Annotated in this window: 10 protein-coding genes; 8 read left to right on the top strand and 2 right to left on the bottom strand. The window is 65.3% G+C overall.

Annotated features, from left to right (window positions below; genetic code table 11):
* The 8 genes from HY699_15570 (at position 1) to HY699_15535 (ending at position 10907) form a co-directional block, all read left to right on the top strand.
* Complete coding sequence (locus tag HY699_15570; GenBank protein MBI4517224.1) at positions 1–1113, top strand: NAD-dependent epimerase/dehydratase family protein; 1113 nt, start codon at positions 1–3, stop codon at positions 1111–1113.
* Positions 1110–2510 carry a sugar transferase gene (locus HY699_15565; protein MBI4517223.1) on the top strand — a complete coding sequence of 467 codons (1401 nt, stop codon included), beginning with the start codon at positions 1110–1112 and terminating at the stop codon, positions 2508–2510. Before HY699_15570 ends, HY699_15565 begins: the two co-directional genes overlap by 4 nt.
* A complete protein-coding gene (locus HY699_15560; protein ID MBI4517222.1) occupies positions 2504–3595 on the top strand; it encodes a GHMP kinase in 1092 nt (363 codons plus the stop codon). Before HY699_15565 ends, HY699_15560 begins: the two co-directional genes overlap by 7 nt.
* A gap of 201 nt (positions 3596–3796) precedes the next feature.
* The gene (locus HY699_15555; protein ID MBI4517221.1) at positions 3797–4933 is read left to right on the top strand and encodes a hypothetical protein; all 1137 of its coding nucleotides are present in this window, start codon (positions 3797–3799) and stop codon (positions 4931–4933) included.
* 68 nt (positions 4934–5001) lie between these two features.
* Positions 5002–6294 carry a hypothetical protein gene (locus HY699_15550; GenBank protein ID MBI4517220.1) on the top strand — a complete coding sequence of 431 codons (1293 nt, stop codon included), beginning with the start codon at positions 5002–5004 and terminating at the stop codon, positions 6292–6294.
* Positions 6295–6404: 110 nt separating this feature from the next.
* Positions 6405–8606, top strand: a complete 2202-nt coding sequence (locus HY699_15545) for an adenylate/guanylate cyclase domain-containing protein (protein ID MBI4517219.1) — start codon at positions 6405–6407, stop codon at positions 8604–8606.
* Positions 8603–9466 (top strand): MBL fold metallo-hydrolase, encoded by an 864-nt coding sequence (locus HY699_15540; protein ID MBI4517218.1) that lies wholly within the window; start codon positions 8603–8605, stop codon positions 9464–9466. The genes HY699_15545 and HY699_15540 overlap by 4 nt, the downstream gene beginning before the upstream one ends.
* Positions 9467–9524: 58 nt before the next feature.
* The gene (locus HY699_15535) at positions 9525–10907 is read left to right on the top strand and encodes a flippase-like domain-containing protein (protein MBI4517217.1); all 1383 of its coding nucleotides are present in this window, start codon (positions 9525–9527) and stop codon (positions 10905–10907) included.
* 905 nt (positions 10908–11812) lie between these two features.
* Here HY699_15535 and HY699_15530 read toward each other — a convergent pair.
* Together HY699_15530 and HY699_15525 are read right to left on the bottom strand one after the other, a co-directional pair.
* Positions 11813–13651 (bottom strand): FAD-dependent oxidoreductase, encoded by a 1839-nt coding sequence (locus HY699_15530; GenBank protein MBI4517216.1) that lies wholly within the window; start codon positions 13649–13651, stop codon positions 11813–11815.
* Entirely contained in the window at positions 13644–13931 is a 288-nt protein-coding gene (locus HY699_15525; protein MBI4517215.1) for a hypothetical protein, read from the bottom strand. The genes HY699_15530 and HY699_15525 overlap by 8 nt, the downstream gene beginning before the upstream one ends.
* Positions 13932–13933 lie beyond the last annotated feature (2 nt).

The following is a 13933-nucleotide window of genomic DNA, read 5'->3' as shown; positions in this document are numbered from 1 at the left end:
ATGCGTGCCTTGATCACCGGCGGGGCGGGTTTCATCGGCTCCCACATCGCGGATCGGCTGCTCGCCGAGGGCTTGGCGGTGCGCATTCTCGACAATCTGCAACTGCGCGTGCACCCCCACGGTAAGCCGGCTTACATCCCCGCGGCGGCCGAGTTCATCGCCGGTGATGTGCGCGACAAGGAGACGCTGCGGCGCGCGCTGCGCGGCGTCGAGCTGATCTTCCACCAGGCTGCCTATCAGGACTACATGCCGGACTTCAGCACCTTCCTGACCACCAACGCGGCGAGCACGGCGCTGCTGCTCGAAATCATCGTCGAAGAGGGCTGGCTGGTGCGCAAAGTCATCGTCGCGTCGTCACAGGCGGTGTACGGTGAAGGGCGTTACCGCTGTGCCGCCCACGGCGACTTCCAGCCCGAGAGTCGCGACCCCGCTCGCCTGGCGGCAGGGCAGTGGGAGGTGGTGTGCCCGCACTGCGGCGCAGTGGCCGAGGCGCTACTGCTCGATGAGCGCGACCATCACCCGGTCAACGCCTACGCGATCTCGAAACTGGCCGCGGAGCTGACGGCGCTGCGGCTGGGGCGGCTATACGGTATCCCTACCGTGGCCTTGCGTTACTCGATCACGCAGGGGCCGCGGCAGTCGCTGTTCAATAGCTATTCCGGCATCTGCCGCATCTTCTGCCTGAGAGTACTCAACGGCCAGCCGCCGGTGCTGTATGAAGACGGCTGGCAACGGCGCGACTACGTCCACATCGCCGACGTGGTCGAGGCCAACTGGCAGGTGCTCAATGATCCACGCGCCGACCACCGAGCTTTCAACGTCGGTGGCGGCTGCGCGGTCACGGTGCGGGAGTACGCTCGTGTGCTCATCGAGGCGATGGGGGCGAAGCTCGAGCCGGTCATTCCTGGCGACTATCGGCTGGGCGACAACCGGCACAGTGTCTCCGACACCACCCGGTTGCAGGCGTTGGGCTGGCGCCCGCGGCGCGATCTGGCCGATATCCTGCACGACTACCTGGGCTGGGTGCGCCAGCAGGGCGATGTCGGCGCCTACTTCGCCGAGGCCGACCGGCAGATGCGTGCACACGGGGTCGTACGCCGGGTGACGCCATGAACGGGCGCACGCGGGAGTGGCGCCAGGCGGCATTTGTTGCGGCCCTGGCGGCTGGCGACGTGCTCGGGATCTTCGCCTGCTTCGCCACCGCCTACTGGCTGCGCTATCACGCTCCCGGCATCGGCGAGATCGGCGCCGGGCCGGGGGTGTTGGCGTACGGGCAGGCGGTACTGCTGGTGAGCGGCACCTGGGTGGCGATCTTTGCTTACTTCGGCTTGTACGAGTTACGGCGCGGGTGGCGCATTAGCGACTTGCTGTTCACCGGTCTGGCCGCGGTCAGCCTCGGCATGGTGTTCTTCTTGGCGCTGTCATACCTGCTGAAATGGTTCTTCTACTCGCGGCTGCTGTTGTCCTACCTCTGGGTTACCAATGTTGGCGCGGTCGTGCTGGTGCGCTTGGCAATGAAGCAGAGCCTGATGTGGGCCTACCGGCGCGGGATCGGGGTGCGTAACCTGGTGGTGGTCGGCGACAACGAAGCCGCGGCCAGTGTGATCAAGACCGTGGGCCTGCATCCGGAGTTGGGCTATCGTTTGATCGGTGCGCTGCGCCAAGAAAGCGCGGAGAGCGGGCGCGCCGGTGAGGCCGATCGCTTGGGGCTGCGCGATGCCCTTGCCGTGCTGCGGCGCGAGCAGGTGCGTGACGTGGTGCTGACCGTGCCCGTCGGCCAGAACGAGGAGTTGCGCGAGTTCATCACCGGTTGTCAGACCGCCGGGGTCGAAGTTCGGCTGGTGCCCGACTTGTACGAGCTTTACTCCAGCAGCATGCAGCTCGATGGCATCGAAGGGATTCCGCTGCTGGCGTTTCGCCGCGCCTCGCTGCATGGCTGGGAGCGGGTGGCGAAGCGGTTGCTCGACGTCGGATTGACCACGCTGGTGTTGCTGCTGGCTAGCCCGCTGTTCGTGGCAGTGGCCGCCAGCTTACGCCGGCGCAGCGGCCGGCCGGCGATCGAACGACACCGGCGCGTCGGGCGCATGGGCCACCCGTTCACGCTGCTGCGCTTCGCCGTGGCAGCCGACGCCGATGCTTGGCTGGCGCGTTACAGCCTGAGCGAGTTGCCGCAGCTGATCAACGTACTGCGCGGTGAGATGAGTTTGGTCGGCCCACGCCCGGAACCGCCCGAGCGCGCCGAGCGCTACAGCGCCTGGCACCGGCGCCGGCTGCTGGTACGGCCGGGGATAACCGGCTTGGCGCAAGTCAATGGCTTGCGCGGTTTCGACTCGACGGACGAGAAGACCCACTTCGACCTGCAGTATATCGAGCGCCAGTCACTGCTCGTCGATTTGAAGATCTTGCTGCAAACGCTGTGGACACTACTGCAGCGGCGCGGCGGCTCGGGGCGGCCGGCGCCATCGGCCCCCGTCACTGCTGCCAAGGTTACGAGGTGCGAGCCGTGTTGATTGTGCGCACCCCGGTACGGGTCAGCTTCGCCGGCGGTGGCACTGATCTGCCGGCCTACTACTCGCAGCGCGACGGCCTGGTGGTAAGCACCACCATCAACAAGTACTTCTACACCATCGTGACCGAGCGCGATGACGACAACGTTCAAGTCATTTCGGCCGACCTCCAGACCATGACCAACGTGGCGCGCCTGGAGGAAATGCCCGCCGGGCGCGGCGAGCTGGATATACCGCTGGCGGTGCTGCGGGAATTCCGCCCGCCGCGCGGGTTGAACCTGTTCCTGGCTTCGGAAGTCCCGCCGGGCACGGGGCTGGGATCCTCGGCCTCGGTGTGTGTCAACGTGATCAAGGCGCTGAGCACCTACCTCGGCGTACCCTTGAGTCGCCACGAGCTGGCGGAGCGCGCCTTTCACATCGCCGGGGTCGTACTCGGCAAGCCGGCGGGCAAACAGGACGAGTACGCGGCGGCATTCGGTGGCCTCAACCGGTTTCGTTTCACCCGCGCGGATGTGCGCGTTGATCGGCTGCCGCTGGCGAGTGAAATCCTGCGGGAATTCGAGGCCCGCCTACTCTTGTTCTTCACCGGCAGCGCGCGCAACTCGGAGGGAATTCTGCGCGCGATGGACCAAGCCATGCGCGGTCCAGGCAACGGCACGCTGGAGACGCCGGATGCCTTGCGCCAACTCGCCGAGGAATTCTGCGACAACCTCACCCATGGCCGCCTCGATCGTTGCGGGCGCCTGCTGGATGAGCAATGGGAACTCAAGAAGCGTTGGTCCCCCCGGATCAGCTCGGCGCGGATCGATGAGCTGTACGGCTTGGCCCGCGCGGCCGGGGCCGTGGGTGGAAAAATCACCGGCGCCGGCGGTGGGGGCTTCCTCTTGCTCGACTGCCCCGGCCAGTGCCAAGCTGCGGTCCGGAAGGCCCTGTTGAGCGCCGGGGCAAGAGAAATGTCTTTTGCGTTTGACGACCAGGGGGCAAAAGTGGTTTATAACGACCCGTTCTTCGATGCGAGCGGTCGGGGAGGAAGCCTTTGGCGGTTTGTGCGGTTTACGGATGGCCCCCAGACGGGGGGTAGAAAATGAGGCGGTTGGCGTGGCTGGACCTGCCGGGCGGCACGGAAACGACGAATTAAAGTGCCGTTGCGGTGAGATATACCTTGACAATGTGTTGGGTTTTTGAGTATGTAACGCTCCGCTTTCGCCGGGCTCTTGGAGAGCGCGCCGGAGGTGCTTGAGCGCGAGGAGTGTGGGATGAGTCTCGGTCGACTGGAAAGGAGGAGGGCAATGCGAATGGTGAAGTGGAATGCGTTTCTCTCGGGCCTCTGCGGATTCGTGGTGGCGCTGGGAGTGATCGCGACGAGCGCTCGCGCTGACGTCGTGACGGAAAAGCCGGCGTCCATCTTGGTCTTTCCCAAGGTGATCACGACCGGCGGCATCGATACGGTCATTCAAATCTCGAACACCACCAACAACATGGTGCACGCTCGCTGCTTCTACGTCGATGCGCGCTTGCCAGAGTGGTGCGGCGGCATCGAAAACCCCCTGACGGGCTGCCTGCCGATCTGGAACGAAACTGACTTCACGATCTGGCTGACGAAGCAGCAGCCGACCCATTGGCGCGTGACCACGGGCCGGCCGATGGATCCGACGGATACTTACATCCCCGGGGCCGACGGTGCCGGTATTGATCCGGGTGCCATTCCGCCAGTGCCCGGTGGTTTCGTCGGCGAGTTGCGCTGTGTCGAAGTCATGATCGACGGCGCCCCGGTGGGCGGTAACAGCCTCAAGGGCGAGGCCATCCTCAAAGGTGCCGACGGCGACGTCAGCAAGTACAACGCTATCGGAATCATCGGTTCGGCGCTTGTCGGTGCTAGTGGTAACGACCTTCTGCTCAACCGCAAGAGGGACGGCAGCAACCCCGGCGAATACAACGCTTGCCCGGCTGCGTTGCTCCTGAATCACTTCGGTGACGGTGGCGCAATAACGGTGGCGGGTACCGCCCTCGGGGTGACCACGGAACTGACGCTGGTTCCATGCTCGGCCAACTTCGAAACTCAGCAGGGCGGCCGGGTCACGGTTCAATTCGCCGTGTACAACGAGTACGAGGAGAAGTTCTCGGCGAGTATTACGGTGAACTGCTGGAAGAATATCGTGCTGACGGACATCGATAGCCCGAACAACCCGGCCAACTCCGTATTCTCGGCGGCCACACTGGGCACCGATGTGGCGCACACGCGCATCACCCCGGCCGATCCGACCGACGGTACCTTCAACGGTGCGGTGGTGGGAGTTGCTGAGGTCACATGGGTGGATGGTGGCAACTCGGCGCGGGCGGCACTCAACATTCACACCGAAGGCGATCGTATTACCGACACGGACGGCGGTGCCTGGGATCACATGGTCCTGCCGGACCTGTTCTAGGTTTGACGTTGCGGAGCGGAGAAAAGGCAATGGCTGGGTTCTCCCTGACGGCTGAAAGGAGAAGGGCAATGCGTATGGTGAAGCGGAATCCTTTTCTCGCGGGGGTGGCTGCGATCCTCGGAGGGGTGCTGCTGGTTGGGACGGCGTCCGCGGCGGAAATCGGTTCTGACAAGGCCGCGGCGATCGTGGTGTTCCCAAAACTGGTGGCGAATGCCGGGGCTGGTATCGATACCGCTATCCAGGTTAGCAATACCTCGCCGCACCAGATTGCGGCACGCTGCTTCTTGGTTAATGCCAACTCCCACTGCGCCAATGCCGGCGCGACCGACGGTGCTGGCTTTACGGCGCCGTTGGTGTGTACGTCGGACGACGACTGCAACGGTGGCGGCGTGACCGGTGGTAAGTGTGTGCCCGGTTGGATGGAGCGCGACTTCTCCTTCCGGCTGACGGCGCGGCAGCCGATTTGGTGGCTGCTGAGCACCGGCCTCCCCAAGCTGCCGCTTGATGGGCTGCTCAAGGTCGGGCCGGTCGATAACGATCCGTCTCTGCCGGATGAGTTGCGGGGCCAACCGGCGACCAACGCCGGGCGAATTCCGCCGGCCCCCGAAGACCCGTTTATCGGTGAGCTGAAGTGTATCCAGGTTAACGTCGGGCCGGTCCTCGATCCGACAAGCGAGGAGCCGACGCAGGGCACTGATCCGGACAATAACTACGGTGGCGATCTGAAGGGCGAAGCCACCATCATCGAGGTTGGTGGTGGTGGTGGACTGGATGCGCGGGCCTATAACGCGATTGGCATCCAGTCATGGCAGGACGTCAACAATGGCGATGACATCTTGGTCCTCGGTAGCGATCCGGCAGCTGGTGCTGAATACGCCGGTTGCCCGAGCATTCTGATCCTCGACCACTTCTTCGACGACGCAGCGGATCCGGTGACAGCGGCCCCGATCAGGACAACGCTGACGATGGTGCCGTGTTCTGAGGATTTTTACACCCAGAGCGGCGGCTACGTCTCCACGGTGGCGCAGATGTTGATCTACAACGAATTCGAGCAGCGTTTCTCGACCAGCCGCTCGGTGCGCTGCTTCGATACCATCGGGTTGTCGGACATCGCCTCCGCCCCGGGTCCCGCTGACGATGCTCGCTCGATCTTCAACGTAGCGGTGCAGGGGACATTGACCGGCCAGACTCGTATCCGGGCGGTTGACGGCAACAACCCGAACCGCGGTGACGGGTTGCTGGCATTAGCCGAAGAGACCCACAACGGGGTGCGCTCGGCGGCAGTCAACGTGCATTTCAGCGGCACGCGCTCGCGTAACGACGTCATGGTGCTGGCGCCGATCGAGCCGGACAATCCGTAAGCTAGCGACAAAGATAGACCGGTGAATGGAAGCCGGGCGAGAAATCGCCCGGCTTCTTTTTTTTGTGCGGCGGTTGACTCATACGCTGTGATGCCGCAGGGGATGACGTGATGGCGTGGACGCGGGTCACTGGAATGCGGATCGCGTTGGTCGTAGCTGTGGCGCTGGCGGCGGCCCGCTTCGGCGGCTGCAGCTACTTGGAGCTGGCCGATGCGCGGTCAGTTGACTATCGGCTGTTGCAACGTGGGGCCCGCGCTGGGAGCAGCGATGTCGTGATCGTCGCGGTCGATGACGCGAGCTTGGAAACATACGGGCGCTGGCCGTGGCGGCGGTCGGTGGTGGCGCGCCTGCTGGATGCCATTACGGCCGCGGGTGCAGCCGTGGTCGGATTCGATATGGTGCAGTCTGAGCGCACCACTGCGGGCGGTAGCGAAGGGCTGCCCGAGCGTATCGACGGTGTCGACGAGGCCACGTGGTCAATCGTGCGCCGGGAGCTCATGCGTCGCCCCGACGATGACCAGGTACTGGCCGCGGCGGTGAGGCAGTCGGGTCGGGTAGTACTGGGATACTTCTTCGATTTTGCTCGACAAGCGCAGCCTGGGCCCGTGCTCGAGGTCTCAACCTTCAATCTGGTGCAGCGCGGCGGCAACGGCCGGGGAGGGGAGAGGCGGCTGCCCAAGGCTGAGTCTGCGACCGTGAATCTGCCCGAGCTTCGCGCGGCGGCGCGCGATGTGGGGTATTTCAATTTCTTGCCCGATGACCTCGATGGCCTGTATCGCCGGGTGCCGTTGGCGGTGCGCTTCGGCGACGAGATCGCTGTGCCGTTGTCGCTGGCCATGTTGCGGACCTATCGGCCGGAACAGCCGCTGGCGATCAAGTTCGCTGAATTCGGCGTCGAGTCGGTGCGCCTAGGATCCGTGTCGATCCCGGTGGCTGAAGATGGGCAGATGCTGATCAATTTCCGCGGGCCGGGCAAGGCGTTCAAGTACATCGCAGCGGCTGATGTGCTGGCGGGACGCTTCGACCCAGCGGCGCTGCAAGGCAAGCTGGTGCTGGTCGGCGTCACTGCCACCGCCGTTGCCGATGTGCGCGCAACCCCGTTCGACGGTGTGCTTCCGGGGGTCGAGATTCATGCTAACGTCTTGGACAATGTGTTGCGGCAAGACTTCGTTCAGCAGCCGAAATGGATCGTGCTGGTGGAGATCGCAGCCATCCTTCTCGTCACGGCGATGCTCGGAGCCGTGCTGCAGCATGCCCGAGGCGTGATCGGGTCGTTGGTGGCTGTGGGCTTGGCCGCGGCATACCTGGTGTCGAGCCAGTGGTTGTTCGAGGCGCACGGGTTGCCGCTGAGCTTGCTCTATCCGCTGCTGGCGATCGGGCTGACGTATACGGCGATCGTGGTGCAGCACTATGCAGTGGCGGAACGGGGCCGGCGCCAGATTCGTAATGCGTTCGAGATGTACCTGACCCCGGCGGTGGCGCGCTTGGTGAGCCAGAAGCCGGAGATGTTGTCACTCGGTGGCGAGACGCGGGAGCTGACGGTGCTGTTCTCAGACGTCCGCGGTTTCACGACGATATCCGAGCAACTGCAAGACCAGCCGCAAGCGCTGACGGCGCTGTTGAACGAGTTCCTTGGTGCGATGACGGACGTGATCTTCGCGCACGGAGGGACCTTGGATAAGTACGTTGGCGACGAAATCATGGCCTTGTGGGGTGCCCCGGTGCCGCAGCCTGATCACGCTGCTCGCGCCTGTCAGGCCGCCCTCGATATGATCGCCCGCCTGGCCGTACTTAACCAACAGTGGACCCAGCGTGGCTGGCCGGCGCTCGACATCGGCGTGGGGATCAACAGCGGGCCGATGGTGGTCGGGAACATGGGATCGCGGCGGCGTCTTAGTTATACGGTGATCGGAGACAACGTGAACCTAGGCGCGCGCTTGGAGGGGCTCAACAAGCTCTACGGCAGTCACATCGTTGCCAGCGAGAGCACTATTGCTGCGAGCGGTGGGCTGGTCGTACGGGAACTCGATCTCGTGCGGGTGAAGGGCAAGCTCCAGGGGGTGCGCATTTACGAGGTGCTGGGTGCGGCCGCCGAGCGCGTGCGTTGGCAGCCGCTGATTACACGCTTCGAGTCTGGGCTGCGCGCTTACCGCGAGCAGCGCTGGCAGGAGGCTGCCGCCGCGTTCTCCGCCGTGTTGGAAGAGCGCCCCGGCGATGGCCCCGCCCGCTTGTATCTCGGCCGTGCGCGCGCCATGGTGGAGTCACCACCGCCGCCGGATTGGGACGGAGTTACTGTGATGGAGGTCAAGTGAGGGGCGCGCCCGCGCTGCGCGTCAGGTTCTGGGGCGTTCGCGGCAGCTATCCCGCCCCCGGGCCGGCGACGGCCGCCACTGGCGGAAACTCCTCGTGTGTCGAAGTCACGGCGGCCGGCCACACTATCGTTCTCGACGCCGGCACCGGTATCATCGGCCTCGGGCGCGAGTTGCTGCACCGTCGCGGTAACCGGGTTGTCCGAATCTTTTTGAGCCATCTCCATCTCGATCACATCGAGGGGCTACGGTTCTTCCCCCCGGCCCATGATTCCGGCTGGAGGTGTCACGTTTACGGCCCGGGCCGTACCGGCGCTGCGCTCAGGCGGCTGCTGGCGCGCACGATGTCGCGGCACTTCTTTCCGGTGTCGTTCTCGGAATTTCCGGCGCGCGTGTCCGTGCGTGCGCTGCGAGCGCGCCAGCGCCTGCGTCTCCCAGGGGCTGCGCCCGTGGCTGTGTGGGCACGTGCCAGTGGGGCTCATCCCAAGGTTGGAGTGATACTCTATCGCATCGAATGCGGCGGGCGCTCGTTGGTGTACGCCACCGACGTCGAGGCGCCCAAAGGCGGATACGGCGATGTGGTCGCCTTTGCTCGTGGGGCTGACGTACTGATCCACGACGCCCAGTACACCGATCGGGAGTACCACCAGGCGCATCTCAAGCGGGCTGGCTGGGGGCACAGTACGGTGCGGATGGCGGCCGAGGCCGCGCGCGCCGCCGGTGTTGGTCAGCTGATCCTGTACCATCACGATCCCGAGCACGACGACGCCGAGATTCGCCGCCTCGAACGTCTCGCCCGCACTATCTTCCCTCATAGTCGCGCCGCGGTTGAGGGGCTGGAGCTGCGGTTATCTCCGCGCTGACCGTCGGGCTTGCCGCGTTGCTTTCGTCGCGGCGTACCCGTATAGGATGCCGCTGCCGATGAGTTTTCGTACCATTGCCAAAGGCGCCGCCAAGCTGGCCGTTACCGCCGCTATCTTCGTTGCCATCTTCGTAGAGATCGGGGGCGGCTACCGCGCTGTGCCGGTTGCCCTGCTCGACCGCCCGGGCACGTTTGAAGCAGCCAACCCGCAATACCCGGGCGTCGTCGGGCGCCTCAAAGCCCGGTTGGCCGGCCGCGAGCTGCCGCCGCCGCGAGTGCCGATGAGCCCGGACGAGGTCTGCGTGGCGAGCGCCGACCGGCGTGTCTTTGTACGCAGCGAGGGCGCGGCACAGCCCTTCAAGGCTTTTCGTCATTGCCAGGATGGCCGCTTGGCGTACGTGTTCGTGCTGCTGCAAGATGAATTCGTGGCCGTACCGCGGAGCCAAGCCCGTGACACCGCCTACTTTCGGGTGCACGGGTGGCAGCTGGTGCCGGTGGAAGTTGCCGACCTATGGCGTGAGGTGCGTGCGCTCGACCTGGCTCTGTTCGTGCCTTGGTTCACGCTGGCCATACTGGTCAAGCTTGCCGGCATCTTTGCCAACATCTGGCGCTGGCAAATCCTCCTGCGCGGGCAAGGGATTGATCTCACGTTTCGCTTTCTGGCCAGTACTTACTTCATCGGTCGCTACTTCGGCATCGTCACCCCGTCGACCATGGGGCTGGACGGCTGGCGCTTGTACGACACCATCCGCGTGACGCGAAAACCGATTCAGTGCACCACCGCACTGGCGGTCGAGCGCGTCATCGGGCTGGTGGCGTTGCTGGTGGTGATCCTGCTGTTTATGCCGTTTGCCGGTGCGGTTACCCGCGGTCAATCTTTCGGCGAGCTAGTGGCGGCGATGAAGATTCCCCTAGCGGGGGCGGTGGTGTTCGCCGTCCTGGTGCTGTTGCAGCCGTCCTGGTTCAAAGGGCTGTTGAACATCGTACCATCCGCGCGCCTGCGGCGCTTTCTCCTCAGCGTCATCGAAGCCGCCGCTGCCTACGCGCACCGGCGCGGCCATTTGCTGGCAGCCGTGGCGCTGGCCGTGTTCGGTCAGATTACGACGACGTTGATGTACTTCTGCAACGCGCTCGCGATCCACACCGGTAACGTGCAGCCGCTCGAAGTGCTGTTCGCCAGCGCGGTCATGACCTTGGGCACTTTCGTGCTCCCGTCGGCTTCCGGCGAAGGCGTTCGCGAGATTGTCTTCGTCTGGTTGCTGGGCTCGAAAGCCGGCGCGGTCAAGGCCTTCCTCATCGGCCACCTGGGCTTCTGGATCGAGAAGCTCCCGCTGTCGATTCCCGGCGGCGTGCTGTTGTTCTTGCAGCGCGAGCCGCACAAAGCGGTCACCCACGCCGACCTCGACCGGTTGAAGGCAGAAACCGCCGGCAACGCGCGCTAGCCGGGGCGCGCTGGCACTAGGTGAGTTACCCGGCGGCGGCCGCTTCGGGCGCTCAGAGGTTGTGAAAAACTCGGAGGGGTGGAGCAATGCTCCACCCGGAGGAAATCAACGACGTGCCGCGATCGCGACGAAGTGCGGCGGGAGCACCGCTCCCGCCCTCAAGATCGGAAGGCCAAGCGAATGGCATCATTGTTGACGGGTGCGAGAGCTGTCTTCCGGGTGACCCTGGGCGCCAATTGCTTCTCCTCTGCGCCGTCTGCGTTCTCTGTGGTGAGGTTCTCCGGTTGCCCCCGCGGCGGCTGCCCAGACCTGCACCGGTGACCGCGACAGCGACCAGGAGGTCGCCGTCGACGAGCTGGTCTGGCGGCAGTCGAACGGCATGTCGAACACCGCGGGCAGCGCGGCGCAGCACGGTCGAGCCACCATAAACGGGGTCATGACCGTACGAGGCCGCATCAAGACATAGGGGCTGGAAGCCTATACCGCCTGATCCGCTCTCCGGCTAGTGGAAAATCTGTGCTGCACGCAGCTTGCCTGTGCGACCGCCGAGGTGTTGTGAATATCTTCTTGACTCCAGCAAGCGGCAAAGACGCTTCAGACGTCTGACCGAGGTGACGTCCGGGCACGCAGCGTGGAAAAAGGTGGTCTTGCCGACGCGTCGCCAACCCAACAGCAGACAGCTGCGCTTGGGATCTAGCCGCAGATGTCGCTCGATAACCATGGCTCCCGTTTATCATGATAAAGAGTAGTATTCATCCGAGCCGCCAAAACCGGCTGGGCGCTCTTGCTGCCGCGGTGTCAACTGCCGGGTCGTTCTTGCCCACGAGCCCACCGCGTCGCTCGACGGCGCGAGCGGCGCCGAGGTGGCTACGGCGGAGCCGCGCCGGCTGCGTCCGCGCCGCGACCTATTTCGCGCTGAGCAGGAACCGGATCACCGCCGCGCGATCGGCCGGGTCCTTGAGGCCGGTGAACGGCATCTGCGTGCCCGGGATGAAGGCCTGCGGGTCGGCGAGAAACGCGTCGAGGTCCTTCTCGGTCCACGTGATCCCGCGGCTGCGGAGCGCTTCGGAGTATGCGAACGACGGGTCGCTGGCGGCTTTGCGCCCGACGACGCCGTGCAGGTTCGGGCCGATGCCGGCTTTGCCCGATTCGTCGACCGAGTGACACACCGCGCAGGGTTCGAAGGCGGCTTCGCCTGGCGCCCCCGCCGTGGCCGCCGGTGCCGTCTCCGCCTCTGCCCCAAGCGCGAGACTGCCTGCGAGGCGCTCGATCACCACGCGCGCGGTGCGTGTGCCGCTCTCGATCGCGCCGTCGATGAAGCCGCGAAATCCGAGCGCAAAGTCTCCGCCGGCGAAGTGCACGAGCCCCTCGGGGGCGCGAAGAGCGGCGAAGTACTTCGTCATCTGTCCTTTGCGAAGAATGCACCACGTGCCGAGCGAGTAGGGATCCAGATGCCAGTCGTAAGCGAAGACCTCGGTGACCTCGGCGGCCGGCAGAAAGCGCCGAACCGCCTGTTGCACCGCGCCGGTCGCGTGGATGTCGATCTTCTTCGGATCAGTGCCGAAGCCGATGAGCACGCCGCCGTCCTTGCCGCCGTGCGCGGTCATCAGTGTCGAGAAAGGCTCGGGCTCGGGCGCGAGCGCGAGCAGCCTCGGCACCTCGCCGCGCACGCGGATGTAGGCTTTGACGCCGGCTCCGGCGTGCCGTTCCTTTGACGCCGCGATCTTCGCCGGGTCGAGCGCGGGCGAGAAGTCGATGTTCGCGAGAACGTTCATGGGAAGCGCTGCGATCACGGCGCGTGCGCGAAACGTCTCGCCGCCGGCGATCGTGACCTCGACGCGCCCGCCCGTTTGCACGACGCGGGTCACCGGGCTTTGCAGGCGCACGTCGGGCTTGCCATCGGCGATCATGGCGTCGATCAGGCGTGAGGTGCCCTGGCGGAAGCGAAAGCGCGCCACGGTGTCGGAGTAGCGCTGCAGGTCGCTTCCGGACAGCGCCCACCAGCGGAGCATGTCGGCCAAGCCGGCCTCCTCGAAGGCTCCGTGTGCGCTAGCGCCGAGCACGCCCTCGAGCAGCGCGCGCCGGGATGCGGAGAGGCCCATCGAGTCGAGCCGATCGCGGATCGAGAGGCGGTCGCTCGCCTGCCAGGCGTCGGAGAAGAACGGATCGAACGGCCGCGGAAAGGCCGTGGCTGCCTCCGCATGGAACTTCGACATGACTTGGTCGAGGAGCGCAAAGGCATGCAGCACGGGCAAGGGCATTTCGGGGACAACGTCGTCGGGGCTGGCGCAGAGCGCGGAGCCGACGAGCGGTAGGGCGTCCAGTATTCCCGCTTCCTTCGTCTGCTCGCCGTCCCACCACACGATCCGCTCGGGAAACCCATCCGGGGTTTCGACGAGCTCGAGACCGTAGCGGTTGGCCTCCGCCCACACGTGTGGCTGCGTTGAGTGGATCCAGGTGCCGCCGAGCTCGAAAATCTCTTCGCCGACCTTGGTGGTCAACGTACGCCCGCCGAGTCGGTTGCGCGCTTCGAGCAGCAGCACACGCAGGCCCGCGTGACCGAGCTCGCGCGCCGCGGTGACGCCGGCGAAGCCGCCGCCGATCACAACCACGTCGGGCTCGGTTGCCTCCCGCTCGCCCCGCGCCAGGGTTGCGCCGATCGGCAGGGTGGCGGCGCCGAGCACGCCTCCCACCGCCTTGAGAAAAGTCCGGCGGCTCGCGGCCGCACGCATCGTGTTAGTCATCCCGCGCCTCCCTTGTCGTCCTATAGCCCAGGCACGGCTGGGCATCCAAGTTCTTCGCGGGAATTCGTTTATTGCGCCAGCAATGCCACAACACCGGCGCCGTCAGCAGCCGGGTCGAGTTGCCGGTGCGAATGTACAGGTGCTCGAACTGGCCTTCCTTGATGAACACCGGGCGCGGGCGGGGTTGGATGGCGACGCAGGAGAGGTCTTTGCCGCCGAGGGCGCGAAACGTGATGGCGAAAGCTGCGGGGTGACGTCTGGAGGATGTCCGCGCTGGCACAG

This window comes from Deltaproteobacteria bacterium, from assembly GCA_016210005.1.
Classification (GTDB): Bacteria; Desulfobacterota; Binatia; order HRBIN30; family JACQVA1; genus JACQVA1.
This window is presented reverse-complemented; position numbering and strand designations above follow the sequence as displayed.